At 58.9% G+C, this 15218-nt stretch carries 16 protein-coding genes and 1 pseudogene; 10 read left to right on the forward strand and 7 right to left on the reverse strand.

What is annotated here, in order from left to right; genetic code table 11:
- Positions 1-92: 92 nt before the first annotated feature.
- On the reverse strand, positions 93-1004 hold the full coding sequence (locus BK667_RS19850; RefSeq protein WP_123598643.1) for a LysR family transcriptional regulator: 912 nt from the start codon (positions 1002-1004) through the stop codon (positions 93-95).
- Between the two features lie 158 nt (positions 1005-1162).
- Between BK667_RS19850 and BK667_RS19855 the strand changes: the two genes are divergently transcribed.
- The 4 genes from BK667_RS19855 to BK667_RS19870 all read left to right on the forward strand — a co-directional run bounded on the left by BK667_RS19855 (position 1163) and on the right by BK667_RS19870 (position 4901).
- Complete coding sequence (locus BK667_RS19855; protein ID WP_123598644.1) at positions 1163-2449, forward strand: MFS transporter; 1287 nt, start codon at positions 1163-1165, stop codon at positions 2447-2449.
- A 75-nt stretch (positions 2450-2524) separates the two neighbouring features.
- The gene (locus tag BK667_RS19860) at positions 2525-3277 is read left to right on the forward strand and encodes a 5-oxoprolinase subunit PxpA (RefSeq protein ID WP_123507710.1); all 753 of its coding nucleotides are present in this window, start codon (positions 2525-2527) and stop codon (positions 3275-3277) included.
- Positions 3274-3978, forward strand: coding sequence for a 5-oxoprolinase subunit B family protein (locus BK667_RS19865; protein ID WP_123598645.1), 705 nt, complete (start codon positions 3274-3276; stop codon positions 3976-3978). Before BK667_RS19860 ends, BK667_RS19865 begins: the two co-directional genes overlap by 4 nt.
- Positions 3975-4901 (forward strand): 5-oxoprolinase subunit C family protein, encoded by a 927-nt coding sequence (locus BK667_RS19870; protein ID WP_123598646.1) that lies wholly within the window; start codon positions 3975-3977, stop codon positions 4899-4901. The genes BK667_RS19865 and BK667_RS19870 overlap by 4 nt, the downstream gene beginning before the upstream one ends.
- A 108-nt stretch (positions 4902-5009) precedes the next feature.
- Here BK667_RS19870 and BK667_RS19880 read toward each other — a convergent pair whose 3' ends face one another.
- On the reverse strand, positions 5010-6188 hold the full coding sequence (locus tag BK667_RS19880; RefSeq protein WP_123507716.1) for a vWA domain-containing protein: 1179 nt from the start codon (positions 6186-6188) through the stop codon (positions 5010-5012).
- Positions 6189-6201: 13 nt separating this feature from the next.
- Entirely contained in the window at positions 6202-7047 is an 846-nt protein-coding gene (locus tag BK667_RS19885; protein WP_123598647.1) for an AAA family ATPase, read from the reverse strand.
- A gap of 203 nt (positions 7048-7250) precedes the next feature.
- On the opposite strand from BK667_RS19885, the pseudogene BK667_RS19890 reads away from it, so the two are divergent.
- A pseudogene (locus BK667_RS19890) lies at positions 7251-7467 on the forward strand (DUF4160 domain-containing protein).
- Positions 7455-7955: a DUF2442 domain-containing protein gene (locus tag BK667_RS19895; protein WP_123507720.1), complete on the forward strand. Its 501-nt coding sequence runs from the start codon at positions 7455-7457 to the stop codon at positions 7953-7955. Before BK667_RS19890 ends, BK667_RS19895 begins: the two are co-directional and overlap by 13 nt.
- On the opposite strand, the gene BK667_RS19900 is transcribed toward BK667_RS19895, so the two are convergent.
- Complete coding sequence (locus BK667_RS19900; RefSeq protein ID WP_123598648.1) at positions 7952-9028, reverse strand: DUF748 domain-containing protein; 1077 nt, start codon at positions 9026-9028, stop codon at positions 7952-7954. The genes BK667_RS19895 and BK667_RS19900 overlap by 4 nt on opposite strands.
- A 127-nt stretch (positions 9029-9155) precedes the next feature.
- On the opposite strand from BK667_RS19900, the gene cysK reads away from it, so the two are divergent.
- Together cysK and BK667_RS19910 are read left to right on the forward strand one after the other, a co-directional pair.
- The gene (gene cysK / locus BK667_RS19905; protein WP_123507729.1) at positions 9156-10130 is read left to right on the forward strand and encodes a cysteine synthase A; all 975 of its coding nucleotides are present in this window, start codon (positions 9156-9158) and stop codon (positions 10128-10130) included.
- A gap of 306 nt (positions 10131-10436) precedes the next feature.
- The gene (locus BK667_RS19910; RefSeq protein WP_123507732.1) at positions 10437-11375 is read left to right on the forward strand and encodes an aspartyl/asparaginyl beta-hydroxylase domain-containing protein; all 939 of its coding nucleotides are present in this window, start codon (positions 10437-10439) and stop codon (positions 11373-11375) included.
- Positions 11376-11428: 53 nt separating this feature from the next.
- Here the strand turns inward: BK667_RS19910 and BK667_RS33085 are convergent, their stop codons facing one another.
- Positions 11429-11629 carry a hypothetical protein gene (locus tag BK667_RS33085; RefSeq protein ID WP_148058580.1) on the reverse strand — a complete coding sequence of 67 codons (201 nt, stop codon included), beginning with the start codon at positions 11627-11629 and terminating at the stop codon, positions 11429-11431.
- Positions 11626-12171 (reverse strand): hypothetical protein, encoded by a 546-nt coding sequence (locus tag BK667_RS19915; protein WP_123598649.1) that lies wholly within the window; start codon positions 12169-12171, stop codon positions 11626-11628. Before BK667_RS19915 ends, BK667_RS33085 begins: the two co-directional genes overlap by 4 nt.
- Positions 12172-12615: 444 nt before the next feature.
- On the opposite strand from BK667_RS19915, the gene BK667_RS19920 reads away from it, so the two are divergent.
- The gene (locus tag BK667_RS19920) at positions 12616-13485 is read left to right on the forward strand and encodes a DMT family transporter (RefSeq protein WP_123598650.1); all 870 of its coding nucleotides are present in this window, start codon (positions 12616-12618) and stop codon (positions 13483-13485) included.
- 334 nt (positions 13486-13819) lie between these two features.
- Positions 13820-14122: a hypothetical protein gene (locus BK667_RS19925; RefSeq protein ID WP_123507738.1), complete on the forward strand. Its 303-nt coding sequence runs from the start codon at positions 13820-13822 to the stop codon at positions 14120-14122.
- 131 nt (positions 14123-14253) lie between these two features.
- Here BK667_RS19925 and BK667_RS19930 read toward each other — a convergent pair whose 3' ends face one another.
- A complete protein-coding gene (locus BK667_RS19930) occupies positions 14254-15162 on the reverse strand; it encodes a DMT family transporter (protein ID WP_123598651.1) in 909 nt (302 codons plus the stop codon).
- Between the last annotated feature and the right edge of the window lie 56 nt (positions 15163-15218).

Raw genomic sequence — 15218 nt, forward strand, 5'->3', positions numbered from 1 at the left:
CTCCGCGTCCCATTCAAAGCCGAACGCGGAGCGTCCGTTGAGGCATTCCCACGGGTCGCGTGGGAACGATCGGGCGCAGGGGCTGCGGTGTGTCAGGCCAAAACGATGTAACCCTCTCCCACCTTGCGCGCATACCCCTCCAACACCTGCTGACACAACGTCACGATCTCCTCGACCCATTCCACCCCGACCCGCCACGACACCACCACCTGCAAGTTCGGTGGCCGTTGGTCGATGGCCAGCAACGTCAATTCACCGCGTGCCAGCTCTTCAGCCACCAGCACCGGCGGCAACGCGCCGATACCAAAGCCGTCGCGCAGCAACCGGGTAATCGCCGACACCGAGTTCACGCAGTTCAACCGCGGCGTCATCACGCCATTGGCCTGCATCAGCGCCAAAATGTCCTGATGCGGGTGGGAGTTTTTCGAGTAGGTGATGATCCGTTCACGGGTCAGGTCAGCCACGCCTGAATACTCTCGGTTGTAGATGGAATTGCTGGCGACGATCCAGCCCATCGGGTGGCTGGCCAGTTCCAGGCTGCGCACGCTTTCCTGGCGCAGCAGGTCGGTTTGCAGGATCAGGTCGAGAAAGCCTTTTTGCAGCTGATCGCAGAGGTTGAGCGAGGTATCGGCCACCAGCTCGATTTCTACCAGCGGATAGTGATCCATCATCTGCGCCACCAACGGGCTGAGCCAGGTGTGAATTACCGTGTCCATCACACCGATGCGCACCCGCCCGACCTTGCTCGAACGGGTCTCGATCGACTGCTTCAGCGCCTGCATGGTGTCCATCATCTGCTCGGCGTATTCGAGCACTTTCAAGCCTTCCGGCGTCAGGCTCACGCCCCGGGAATCGCGCAGGAACAGCTTCACCCCCAGCTCGCTTTCGAGCACCGCGATGCGGCTGGAAATCGACGCCTGGGTGGTGAAGAGCTTGTCTGCGGTCAGGCGAAAACTCTTGAGTCGTGCGACCCAGACAAAGGTCTCGAGGAACTTCAAATTCATAGGATCTGCTCGGGGATAAAGAATTCTTATGTCTAGGGCGGGTTTTTATTAGTTGGACGCCGCAGGCCCGGGCGCCCAAAAATCGAGCCATCCGGTTCCCACGATAGGCGTCGTCGGGGCTCAGAACAATACCAATAAAATATGTACGGAGACTTGCCATGAGTGCGCCCGACACTACCGCCATCCCCAAAGCTGCGGCTCGCCCCGGACCTTTCGACTGGTATCGCAACATCAACAAACAGGAACGCCGCACGTTCTGGAGCTGCAAGATCGGCTATGGTCTGGACGGCATGGACACCCAGATGCTCAGCTTCGTGGTGCCGACCCTGATTGCCATGTGGGGCATTACCACCGGTGAAGCGGGGCTGATTCACACCAGCACCCTGATCGCCTCGGCCATCGGCGGCTGGGTGGCGGGGATTCTCTCCGACCGCATCGGCCGTGTACGCACGCTGCAACTGACGGTGTTGTGGTTCGCCTTCTTCACCTTCCTCTGCGGTTTCGCGCAAAACTACGAACAATTGTTGATCAGCCGCACCTTGATGGGCTTCGGTTTCGGTGGTGAATGGACCGCCGGCGCGGTGTTGATGGGTGAAGTGATTCGCGCCAAGGACCGTGGCAAAGCGGTGGGCATGGTGCAATCGGGCTGGGCGCTGGGCTGGGGGCTGACGGCGATTCTGTATGCGCTGCTGTTCTCGGTACTGCCGCCAGAAGACGCCTGGCGCGCGCTGTTCATCCTCGGCATCGTCCCGGCGATTTTCGTGATATTCGTCCGCCGTCTGGTAAAAGACCCGGAAATCTATCGCGAAGCCAAAGCCAAGCAAGAGCCGAGCAACCCGGCGAAATTCTATGAGATCTTCGCCCCCGGCATCCTCTTCACCACCATCCGCGCTTCGGTGCTAACCACCGGCGCACTCGGCGGTTACTACGCGATTACCTCGTGGCTGCCGACGTTTCTGAAGAACGAACGGGGTTTGAGCGTACTTGGCACGGGTGGTTATCTGGCGATGGTGATCGTCGGGTCCTACGTCGGCTATGTCATCAGCGCGTATTTGACCGACATCCTCGGTCGCAAGAAGAACTTCATTCTGTTCGCCGTCGGCTCGTTCACCATCGTGTTGCTCTACACCCAATTGCCGGTCAGTAACGGCGTGATGCTGTGGCTGGGCTTCCCGCTGGGCTTCTTTGCCTCGGGGATTTTCAGCGGCATGGGCGCGTTTTTGACTGAGTTGTTTCCAACGCGGATTCGCGGCTCGGGCCAAGGCTTTTGCTACAACATCGGGCGGGCGCTGGCCGCATTGTTTCCACTGTTTATCGGTTTGCTCAGCCAGAAAGTGCCGCTGAGCGTAGGCATCGGCGCGTTTGCGGCGGTGTCCTACGGCGTGGTGATCCTGGCGGCGTTGAGCCTGCCGGAGACCCGTGGCAAGCAACTCGACGCCGAGTAACTGATAATCTGCCGAGCATGTTTTACAAGAATGTCCCGGCAGTAAAAAAAGAATATGCCTACAGGAGTGTTCACCGTGAGCCGCCTGCTATTGAACTGCGACATCGGCGAGAGTTTCGGCAACTGGACCATGGGTCTGGATGCCGAGGTCATGCCCTTCATTGATTGCGCCAACATCGCCTGCGGCTTCCATGCCGGCGACCCGAGCATCATGCGCAAGACTGTCAGCCTGGCCCTGAGCCACGGCGTACAGATCGGCGCGCACCCGGCCTATCAGGATCTGGTCGGCTTCGGCCGGCGTTCCATGGCGTATACCGCCCAGGAACTGCAAGACATCCTGCATTACCAGATCGGCGCCCTCGACGGCATTTGCCGGGCCCAGGGTGGCAAGGTGAGCTACGTCAAACCCCACGGTGCGATGTACAACGACATGATGGCCAACCCGGCGCAACTGCGCGCGGTGATCCAGGCCGTGGCCGCCTATGACCGCACCTTGCCGCTGATGCTGATGGCTACCCGCGACAACCGCGCTGCGCAGCAATTGGGCGATGAATACGGCGTGACCCTGTGGTTCGAAGCCTTCGCCGACCGCGCCTACGACAGCGCCGGGATGCTGGTTTCGCGGCAATTGCCGGGAGCGGTGCATCACGATCCCGAGAAGATCATCGAACAAGCACTGATCATCGCCCGTGGCGATCACCTCACGGCCAGCGATGGCAGCGCTTTGCACTTGCAGGCCAATACACTCTGCGTCCACGGCGACAACGCCAGTTCGGTGGCGGCTGTGCGGCGTATCCGTGAGGCCTTGAATCAGCAGAGCGTGTCATGAAACCACGGGTGGAAGTGGTCGCGCTGGACTGCCTGATGGTGCGTCTGTTCGATGAAATTGCCGAAGCGAACATGCCGTGGATGCTCGCGGCCAGTGAAAGTCTGCGTGCCGCGTTTGCCGGGCATTTGATCGATCTGGTGCCGTCTTATACGACGTTGATGGTGCATTACGATCTGACCGCGCTGAGCCCGGCCCAGGCGCGGGAATTGATTGCTGAGGCCTTGATCGATCTGTCGCCCAATGCCAGTACCAGCGGCAAATGCCATGTGCTGCCGGTGTGGTACGACTTGAGCGTCGGCCCGGAACTGAGCCTGTTGTCCCAGCGCAGCGGGTTGGCGATGGACGAGGTGATCCGCCGCCACAGCGAGCGTGAGTACCAAGTGTTCGCGTTGGGCTTCGCGCCGGGTTTTGCCTTTATGGGCTTGGTGGAAGAGGTCCTCGCCGCGCCACGCCTGAACACTCCGCGTAAGAAAGTGGCGGCGGGTAGCGTGGGAATTGCCGAGCGGCAAACTGCGGCTTACCCGGTGGTGTCCCCCGGCGGCTGGAACCTGATCGGCCGCACCCCGGCCAAACTGTTCGACCGTGAGCGGGACGGCTACAGCCTGATGCAACCGGGTGACACGGTGCGTTTTGAAGCCGTCAGCCATGCCGAGTTCATCAACCTGGGCGGTGACGACACGCCACTGGAGGCCCAGGCATGAGCCGTCTAAGCATTGAGGCGAGTACACCGCTGTGCCTGTTGCAGGATGCGGGGCGTTTTGGCGTGCGGCATTTGGGCGTAACCCAGGGCGGCGGGCTGGATTGGCGTTCGATGTCGTGGGCCAATTGGCTGCTCGGCAATGGGCTGGATGCGCCGGTGGTGGAAATCACCCTCGGCGGTTTTACCGTGGTGGCCGAAGAGGATTGCGTGCTGGCGCTGGCCGGGGCTGACCTGGGTGCGCAAGTGGATGGCGAAGCGTTGGCGCCGTGGCGCAGTTTTCGCCTGCACAAAGGCCAGCGCTTGCAATTCACCCAACCGTTGCTCGGAGCCCGGGCTTATCTCGCGGCGCCGGGCGGGTTCGATGCGCCAAAAGTGTTGGGCAGCAGTTCGACGGTGGTCCGCGAAGAACTCGGCGGGCTGGATGGCATGGGCCGACCGTTGGCCAAGGATGCGCAGTTGAGCTATTCGGGCAGCCCGTTGATTCTGCTGCGAGAACTACCCCTGGAGCATGTCCCGGATCTGAAGCTCAATGCACCGCTGGACCTGGTGCTCGGCGCGCAGATTGGTGCGTTCAGCGGGCAGAGCCTGTTCGACGCCTTCAACAGTGTTTGGGAATTGGACAGCCGCGCCGACCGCATGGGCATTCGCCTGCTGGGTACGCCGCTGGAGTATCAGGGCCAACCGATGATCTCCGAAGGCATCCCGCTGGGCGCGGTGCAGGTCCCACCGGATGGGCAGCCGATTGTGTTACTCAATGATCGGCAGACCATTGGCGGTTATCCGCGATTAGGGGCGTTGACGCCGTTGGCACTGGCGCGGCTGGCGCAGTGTCTGCCGGGGGCGAAGGTCAGGTTGCGGCCGGTGGTGCAGGACGTTGCGCATCGGGAGCAGGTCGCTTATTTGCAGCGGTTTGCTTCACACTGATCGTTCCCACGCTCTGCGTGGGAATGCATCCAGTGACGCTCCGCGTCCCTGTGACGCGGAGCGTCACCTGATGCATTCCCACGCGGGAGCGTGGGAACGATCAGCGTACTACTTGGAAAGAAACCGCATCCCTTCCTCCAACCCCCGCAACGTCAGCGGGTACATCCGGTCTTCAATCAAATCCCGGACAATGTTGGTCGATGAGGTATAGCCCCACGTATCTTTCGGATACGGGTTAATCCAGATCAGCTTCTTGTACTTCTCCATGAAACGCTGCATCCACACATAGCCCGGCTCTTCGTTCCAGTGCTCGACGCTGCCGCCGGCCTGGGTGATTTCGTAGGGCGCCATGGCGGCGTCGCCGATGAAGATCACTTTGTAGTCGGCGCCATATTTGTGCAGCAGGTCCTGGGTCGAAAAACGCTCGGACGTGCGGCGCATGTTGTTCTTCCACACCGATTCGTACACGAAGTTGTGGAAGTAGAAGTACTCCAAATGCTTGAACTCAGTCTTGCAGGCCGAGAACAGTTCTTCGCAAATCTTGACGTGGGCGTCCATCGAACCGCCGATGTCGAACAGCAGCAGCAACTTGACGGTGTTGCGTCGCTCCGGGCGCATCTGGATGTTCAGCAGGCCGGCATCGCGGGCGGTGTGGTCGATGGTGCCATCGATGTCCAGCTCTTCCGCCGCACCCTGGCGGGCGAATTTGCGCAGTCGGCGCAGGGCGACCTTGATGTTGCGCGTGCCCAGTTCCACTGAATCGTCGAGGTTCTTGTACTCGCGCTGATCCCAGACTTTGACCGCTTTACCCTGGCGCTTGCCGGCATCGCCGACCCGGATACCTTCCGGGTTGAAGCCGCCGGAGCCGAACGGGCTGGTGCCGCCGGTGCCGATCCACTTGTTGCCGCCGGCGTGGCGTTCTTTCTGTTCTTCGAGGCGTTTCTTGAACTCTTCGATCAGCTTGTCGAGGCCGCCGAGGGACTGGATCTGCGCCCGCTCTTCATCGCTCAGCGAGCGTTCGAATTCCTTGCGCAGCCAGTCTTCGGGGATCAACGCCTGGAGGTGATCGTCGAGTTTTTCCAGGCCATTGAAGTAGGCACCGAAGGCTCGGTCGAACTTGTCGAAATGCTTTTCGTCTTTCACCAGAATCGCCCGGGCCAAGTAATAAAACTCGTCCATGTCGGCGAAGACCACACGCTGTTTCAGCGCGTTGATCAGGTCCAGCAGCTCGCGCACCGAGACCGGCACCTTGGCGGCACGCATTTCATTGAACAGGTTGAGCAGCATGGCGATCAGCCTCTTAGCGGGAGCCGCGACGGCTCATGAACGCCAGGCGCTCAAGCAATTGCACATCCTGTTCGTTCTTCACCAGCGCACCGGCCAGCGGCGGGATAGCCTTGGTCGGATCGCGTTCGCGCAGTACCGCTTCGCCGATGTTGTCGGCCATCAGCAGTTTCAGCCAGTCCACCAGTTCCGAGGTCGAAGGCTTCTTCTTCAGGCCCGGCACTTTGCGCACGTCGAAGAACACGTCCAGCGCTTCGCTGACCAGGTCTTTCTTGATGTCCGGGTAATGCATGTCGACGATCCGCTGCATGGTGACGCGGTCCGGGAAGGCGATGTAGTGGAAGAAGCAACGGCGCAGGAACGCGTCCGGCAGCTCTTTTTCGTTGTTGGAGGTAATGATGATGATCGGGCGAACCTTGGCTTTAATAGTCTCGTCGATCTCGTAAACGTAGAACTCCATCTTGTCGAGTTCTTGCAGCAAGTCATTCGGGAATTCGATGTCAGCCTTGTCGATTTCATCGATCAGCAGGATCACCCGCTCGTCGGACTCGAAGGCTTCCCACAGCTTGCCCTTCTTCAGGTAGTTGCGAACGTCATGGACCTTTTCCGTGCCCAGTTGCGAGTCACGCAAGCGGCTGACCGCGTCGTACTCGTACAGGCCCTGATGCGCCTTGGTCGTGGACTTGATGTGCCAAGTGATCAACCGGGCGCCGAACGACTCGGCCAATTGCTCGGCCAGCATGGTCTTGCCCGTACCCGGCTCGCCCTTGACCAGCAGCGGACGCTCCAGGGTGATGGCGGCGTTGACCGCCAGCTTCAGGTCATCGGTGGCGACGTAGGCCTGGGTGCCTTCGAACTTCATCTGCTAATCCTCGAACGGTAACGCCGACCTGAACGGGGCAGGGCGGGACGCGATATGTATGATGCCCCGACTATAACGCGCTGCCCGGTCGACTGTGAACGCAGACGGGTTATTCAGTCTCTGAATGGGGCGTCACATCTTGACTCAGTCTCGGCGCAAGGCCAGCATTCAGGTATCGCCGATTTGGCGATAGGCTTTGCGGCATGTCAACCAAATACCGATTTCGTGATAAGTACCGCATTCAGTTGCGCGAGAAGGATCATCCTCCTGACCGGTGGCGGGCTGGACGTGATGCTCAGCCTGGAAACCGTCGAAGTGATGGCGGGAAAGGCGCCGCCACTGATTATCAGGGAAGCATTGGAATGGGTGGGAGCCCATCAGGTGCAATTGCTGGAGGACTGGAAACGATGTTACCCATGAAGCGACCACGGCTGACGGCTGTAAAGGCTTTGCCGGATTATCGTCTGGCGCTGACCTTTATTGACGGTCAGCAGCTGACATTGGATTTGAGTCGGGATTTGCAGGCCTATCCGGGATTGCAGCCTTTGCTTGCGGATCACGTCTTTAAAGATGCAACCCTCGGCGATGATGGCTGGACGGTGGAATGGCCCGAGCCGGATATCCAGATCGGCGCAGATTCTTTGTACCTCGATGCCCTCGCGCAAAACGCAACCGACGAAAACACCCGCATTTTCATTAACTGGCGTGCCCGTACCGGGTTGCCCTTAAATCAAGCCGCCGAAGCGCTGGGAGTCAGTGCTCGCAGTATCAGCCGTTATAGCAGCGGACGCGAAGCGGTACCGCGGTCATTGGCCCTGGCTTGCCTGGGCTGGGATTCCCTGCAGCTACGCCCAACATTGGTGGCGGCCGAGGAAACCGGTCGCTACACCGTTACCCATAAACCTTAACCCGCATCCGGCTTCGGCTGTTCATATCGCGCATTGAATGCCTGGACGAAACCATTGCGCAAAATCTGCAAAAACGCCTGGAACGCGCTGATATCTTGCTGATGCACGCTGCCGCTGAGTTCAACTTTGGTCGCGAACTGGTTCTTGCGCTGGTTTTTCAACACGGTTTCGGTGCTGCCGACGATGGCTTCCCAGACCGAGCGCAAGATTCCTTTGTTTTTGTTTTCGACATCCTGCTGCCAATTGAACACTTCGACGTCCCGCAGCAGCGGTTTGATGTAGCCCTTGAGCTGGCCCTTTTTGGCTTCGGCTTCGATCACCACGTCGCCGTGGCCGGCGTTGAAGTCGAATTTGCCGTAGGCCGAGGCGAAGTCGTTCATGCGCTTGAGTTCGATGTCTTTGGCCCGCAGGCGGAATTCGAAGTCTTCGAAGTTACTCAGCGGATCGAAAGTGGCGGTGGTTTCCAGCGGGGCATGGCCCAGCAATAAGGCTTTACCCTCGAAGCGGGCGTCGCGCTTGCTTTCGGTGTCGACCACGTTGGTCAGGTTGTAGAGGCTGGCGTTGACCTGGGTGGCATTCATGTTCACGGGTGGGCTGGAATTAAAATTCCTGAAGCTGATCTTTCCGTCGTTGATCCGCACCTCGTTAAGCGTGATTGGCAATAATTTGCCCAGTTGAGCGCGCCAGTCGGTGCCACGACCGGTCTGGGAGTTCTGTTTGTTGGCGCCACCATCGACGAAGTTCACTTCAGGCTGGATGAACTGCACCTCGGCCACCACGGCGTGGTCGTACCACAGCGAATGCCAACTGACCGAGAGGTCGATCAGCGGCGCGTTAACGAAAGGCACCGGGACTTTGCCATCGACCTTGACGATCTTCAGCCCGTTGATTTTGTAGGCGCCGCGCCACAGGGCCAGGTCCACGTCGGTGATCTGGCCACGGTAGTCGCCCATGTCGGCCAGCTTGTCGTTGAGGTAGTTGCGCACCAGGTAGGGCAGGGCGATGTCCAGGGCAACCAGCAGTACGACGAGGCCGGCGAGGGTCCAAAGGGGCCAACTGTATCGACGCTTCATGATGGCAATTCCTTGGCAATGTAAAGCCATTGACTGCGGCCGCTACCGGACGTTCGCCTGAACTGGACGACTACTGGCAACAGGCATACCTTGGAGAGCTTATTCAACGCTGCATAAGGACCCAGCCATGAGCCGTATTTTCGCTGACAACGCCCATTCCATCGGCAATACGCCGCTGGTGCAGATCAATCGCATCGCGCCTCGGGGCGTGACCATCCTGGCCAAGATCGAGGGGCGCAACCCCGGTTATTCGGTCAAGTGCCGGATCGGCGCGAACATGATCTGGGACGCCGAAAGCACCGGCAAACTCAAGCCCGGCATGACCATTGTGGAGCCGACTTCAGGTAACACCGGCATTGGGCTGGCGTTTGTGGCCGCCGCCCGTGGCTACAAGTTGATGCTGACCATGCCCGCGTCCATGAGTATCGAGCGGCGCAAGGTGCTCAAGGCGTTGGGGGCCGAATTGGTATTGACCGAACCGGCCAAGGGCATGAAAGGTGCAATCGAAAAGGCTGCCGAAATCCTCGCCAGCGATCCGGCAAAATACTTCATGCCGGCACAATTCGAAAACCCGGCCAACCCGGCTATCCATGAAAAGACCACCGGCCCGGAAATCTGGAATGACACCGACGGCGCGGTCGATGTGCTGGTGGCAGGCGTCGGGACCGGTGGAACCATTACCGGCGTTTCGCGGTATATCAAGAATACCCAGGGCAAACCGATTATCTCGGTGGCGGTGGAGCCGGTATCGTCGCCAGTGATTACCCAGAAGCTGGCCGGTGAAGAGATCAAGCCAAGTCCGCACAAGATCCAGGGCATCGGTGCCGGTTTTGTGCCGAAAAACCTCGATTTGTCGATCGTCGACCGGGTTGAACTGGTGACTGACGACGAATCCAAGGCCATGGCCCTGCGCCTGATGCAGGAAGAAGGAATTTTGTGCGGTATCTCGTGCGGTGCGGCGATGGCGGTTGCAGTACGCTTGGCCGAGACCCCGGAAATGCAGGGCAAGACCATCGTGGTCATCCTGCCGGATTCCGGCGAACGTTACCTGTCGAGCATGTTATTCAGTGATCTGTTTACTGAGGCGGAGAACCATCAGTAGGTAGATGATTATTGTGGCGAGGGAGCTTGCTCCCGCTGGGCTGCGCAGCGGCCCCAAATTGTTTGAGCGCTGCGCACTCAAGCGCGAGCAAGCTCGCTCGCCACAAAGTGCACCCTGACCTCAAAGGTTGATTCGGATCAGCCTTCGTTCAGGAACCTTATGTTAATAAGTGCTTTGTTGCGCAATCCTTAACACTGAATGTTCAGTTATGTGGGTTTTTCCCCGGGCCGGTAGTGGTTATCATGGCCGGCTGCCACGTCGGGTAAATGGCGCGGTGCAAAGTTGCTTATTCTCAAGGAGTCGTTGATGACCTTTTCCCTGGCCGCGAAAGCGTCGGTGTTGCTGTTATTCCTCGGCAGTACGCTTTATGTGCATCTGCGCGGCAAGGCACGGTTGCCGGTCCTGCGGCAATTCGTCAACCACTCGGCGTTGTTTGCGCCCTATAACGCCCTGATGTACCTGTTCTCCGGCGTTCCGTCCAAACCCTACCTGGATCGCAGCAAGTTCCCGGAACTGGATGTGCTCAGGGACAACTGGGAAGTCATCCGCGACGAAGCCATGCATTTGTTCGACGAAGGCTACATTCGCGCCGCCGAAAAGAACAACGACGCCGGTTTTGGCTCGTTCTTCAAAAAGGGCTGGAAGCGCTTCTACCTCAAGTGGTACGACAAACCTTTGCCATCGGCTGAAGCCCTGTGCCCGAAAACCGTGGCGCTGGTCAGCAGTATCCCTAACGTCAAGGGTGCAATGTTTGCCCTGTTGCCCGGCGGCAGCCATCTCAACCCGCACCGCGACCCGTTCGCCGGCTCCCTGCGTTATCACCTCGGGCTGTCGACGCCGAATTCCGATGATTGCCGCATCTTCGTCGACGGCCAGGTCTACGCCTGGCGCGATGGCGAAGACGTGATGTTCGACGAGACCTACGTGCACTGGGTCAAGAACGAAACCGAAAAGACCCGGGTCATCCTGTTCTGCGACATCGAACGACCGCTGAGCAACCGCATCATGACCCGCATCAACCGCTGGGTCAGCGGCCTGCTGGGCCGCGCCACCGCACCACAAAACCTGGACGACGAACGCGTTGGCGGGATCAACCAGGTTTACGCCTGGAGCAAGAATTCCAGCGACAAGTTCAGTGGCGTAGTCAAAAAGTGGAAGCGCCGTCATCCCAAGGCCTACCGTGTACTGCGACCGGTGTTGGCAGTGGTGGTGCTGACGTTGTTGGGGTATTGGTTGTTTGGGTGATGTCAGATACGAAATGAAAAAACCGCTCTTTGGAGCGGTTTTTTTTGCCGGCGTTATGGGCGCCCGGCGGCGAGCACGTCAGGTTCGCCTTCGATGCCGGTCGCAATGAGCTGTAAAATGCGCCGTTGGCTGGCCGTCAGTTCTACTTTTACAGGCTTGTTTTCCTGAGCAGAGGAACGTTTTTTGATGCGGGGATTTCTGATGACTCCGTGCATATTTCCTCCGTCGTCGTTCATTAATTGAACAGTTTTCACGATACTAGGCTCTCCACAATTTTGACAAGTCGACCTTCAGCGTCTTTGTTGAAGTCGAGACGTTTATAAATAGAAATTGCACCTTCCAACGGCTCCTGCACTTCGATGAATCTACTACCGATAATTAGGGCGTAATGTTCGATGGCCGAAACGGCCAGTGAGGCAATCCGGTTTTTTAAAGGATGTTCTTCCCGCGGACGCCCTTCCAATCGAACGATTCGGATTCGTTGCCGACTGTTGTTCGGGTTCGCGAAGCATAGTCCGCACAGTTCCTCTTCGAACCAGATGGCAATATCCAGAGACAAAGGCTCCTTTGCTTTCCATCCTATGACCTCACTCCATAAAAAGTGTGGATCCTCCCATCGCTCGCAAGCATCCAGAGCCTGCGCATTGATGGGTTCAAATCGAACCCGTGATAGATCAATGTCCGTTGCACCTGCCAGTTCCAGTTCATGTTGCAGCTGCGCAGCGCTGGTAGCAGCAAGCTTTCTAGCCTTCGACTTGTACAGTTGATACCGAATATGCGTCCGTTCCCTTGGCATGTGATCTCGTGCATTCCCTTTCTCCCATCGAGGGGCCGTTCTGTTTCTTTGAAGGGTAGGGGGCTCCGCTAAGGTTGTCCTTACTGGCCCTTTGACCAACTCATTGCAATCTATGTCGCCGACTGGCTATAGTCGGCACTCGCCTGCTTCCCCCAGCACGGCCCTCAAAAAAGATCAGCCCATGCCTGCATCCCACATCAACGCGGTAGTCGATTCAGCGGTCAACGCTGGCGTCATGCCGTGCGGGATTCAGCAGCCTGCGCAGATCAGTCATTACCCCCCTCCTGTCAGTAGCACGCCGGTGTGCGCAGTCGTATCACCGCCAGGCGTTGGCATTTCGGGCTGATCAGCTTTTCCTGCTGTTCCCCTATGCCCGCCTGAAAAAACTACTGAACTTCAGCTTCGGCTGACTTGGCTTTTTTGCCTGATGACAGGTGGTATTTCATGTTTGTCCTTTCGAAAAAAACTGCGCTCGCGGCGGCGTCCACGAGCCTGTTTGTCCTGCTGTGGAGCAGCGGGGCTATCTTCTCCAAATGGGGTCTGGCCCACGCCTCACCCTTTGCCTTTCTGCTGTTTCGCTTCGTCATCGCCCTGTGCGGGTTGGTGCTGCTGGTGCCGTTGCTCAAGCTGAAATTGCCCAAGGGCGGCAAGCCGATGCTGTATGCGATGGCCACGGGTGTGGTGTTGTTGGGGGCTTATCAGATTTTCTATCTGCTGGCCCTGGACCTGAAAGTCACGCCGGGCGTGATGGCGACGATCATGGGCGTGCAGCCGATCCTCACCGTGGTGATCATGGAACGTCAGCGTTCCCTCAGCCGCATGTTCGGCCTGGCGCTGGGGCTGGCCGGGTTGATCATGGTGGTTTACCAAGGCATCGGTTTGGCCGGGATGTCCATGGCCGGGATGCTCTTCGGTCTGCTGGCGCTGGCAAGCATGACCTTCGGTTCGATCATGCAGAAGCGCATCACCGACAATCCCCTCGGCACGCTGCCGGTGCAGTACCTGGCCGGGCTGCTGGTCTGCGGGATCTTCGTGCCGTTCCAGCCGTTTCACTTCGAACACAGCACAGGCTTTATCGTGCCGGTGTTGTGGATGGGATTGGTGGTGTCGGTGCTGGCGACATTGCTGCTGTATCGGCTGATCGCCCGGGGCAATCTGGTGAATGTCACCAGTCTGTTTTACCTGGTGCCGGCGGTGACGGCGGTGATGGATTATCTGTTTTTCGGCAACAGGCTCGCGACGCTGAGTATATTCGGCATGTTGCTGATCATCGTCGGATTGGTGTTTGTGTTCCGTCAGACCCGTCAACGCTGACGGGTGGTCCTACCGCAAACGTGTGCGCTGTCGCAGCAGCGCACAACTTTCCAAGACGTTTCCTACGACGTACCCTGTTGCCGCGTTTTGGTATCGACCTCTATAGTTTTGGTTCGCGGAAAACTCTGCGAATGACCTTGGCCGGTCGATCATCAAAACGCATCAGCGTCATTGTTCAGGCATGTTTTCATGTCTGGATGCTGTGTTATGGCAGCTGTGCGCGGGATACCTTCGGGTGTGCCGGTTTGATGGGTGCCGGTCGGCCAACCCGTACACAGCTGCCACCTTTTTCGCTTGGCCGCGAACGGTGGTAACTCTATTTGGAGTGACACCCATGCACGATCAAGTCATGCCACGCTACCTCCCAATCGACACCTACGACGCCGACCACCCGGTGCTCTACATCAACACCCACCGAGAAATCAGCGACATCGCCGCCTGCGCAATGCACCGCTTCACCGTGATCCGCGACCTGACCGACACCCTGACCAGCCTCAACCTCACCGGCATTTCCGACTGCGACCTGACCCGCGTCACCCGCGCCGTCCACCTGCTGGCGCGCGAAGGCTGCGCGATGCTCAATGTGGTCCAGGCCCGGGCGCGGCAGCGAGAGGACGGCTACAAAGCGACGGTATAGCGACCAACACAAAACCTGTGGGAGCGAGCTTGCTCGCGATGAGGCCGTCACATTCAACATCAATATTGACTGACCCGACGCCTTCGCGAGCAAGCTCGCTCCCACAGGGTTATCACCAAGTTTGAGCTCTGTTACCGCTCCGCCAACTCCGGCATCTTCACCACCGCCGGTTTCAACACCAGCCACAACGCCGCCGCAATCAACACCCCGCCATAGATGTGCGCCATCGACAACGGCTCATCCAGCAGCAACGCACCCCACAACACGCCGAACGGCGGGATCATGAAGGTCACGGTCATCGACTTCACCGGGCCGATCGAACTGAGCAGGCGGAAGTACACGATGTACGCAAACGCCGTGCAGACCAAACCCAACCCCAGCAACGACAGCCAGACATTCCAGCCGCCCCAGCTTGCCGGTGGATGGCTGATCACGCTGTAACCGAACAGCGGCAACAGGAACAACGTCGCGCCGAGCATGCTGCCCAGCGCCGACAAACGACTGTCGAGGCCGCCGGCGTGATCGAGCCAGCGGCGGGCGAGGAACCCGGCGAAGCCGTAGCAAGTGGTCGCGAGCAGGCAGGCGAGGGCGCCCATCAGCAATTGCATATCGAACGCCACCGGACCGGCGCGGGTCAGGACGCCAACGCCGAGCAGCCCGAGGAACACCCCGCTGAGTTTGGCCACGGTGAGTTTTTCATGGAAAAACAACCCGCCGATCAACACGCCCATCAACGGCGTGGTGGCATTGAAAATCGCCGAGTAACCGGCCGGCAGCACTTGCGCGGCCACGGAATACAGGGTCGCCGGAATCCCGGAGTTGATCACCCCGAGCAGCATCACGGTCTTGAGCTTGCCTTTGAAATCCCAGCTGATGCGCATCAGCCCGAGAATCACCAGCAAACCAACCGCCGCAATCGACACCCGGAAAAACGCCGTGGGAATGGTGCCGATTACCGGGGCGATGACACGCATAAACAGGAAACTCGCGCCCCAGATCGCCGCCAGCGACAGTAAACGGACAATATCGACAGGGCTCACGGTGCTCTCCTTCCTTTATGGGGACGGAAGTGTTGCCGAGAGGCCTGAGGATCGCA

Source organism: Pseudomonas frederiksbergensis (genome assembly GCF_003732705.1).
GTDB lineage: Bacteria > Pseudomonadota > Gammaproteobacteria > Pseudomonadales > Pseudomonadaceae > Aquipseudomonas > Aquipseudomonas frederiksbergensis_F.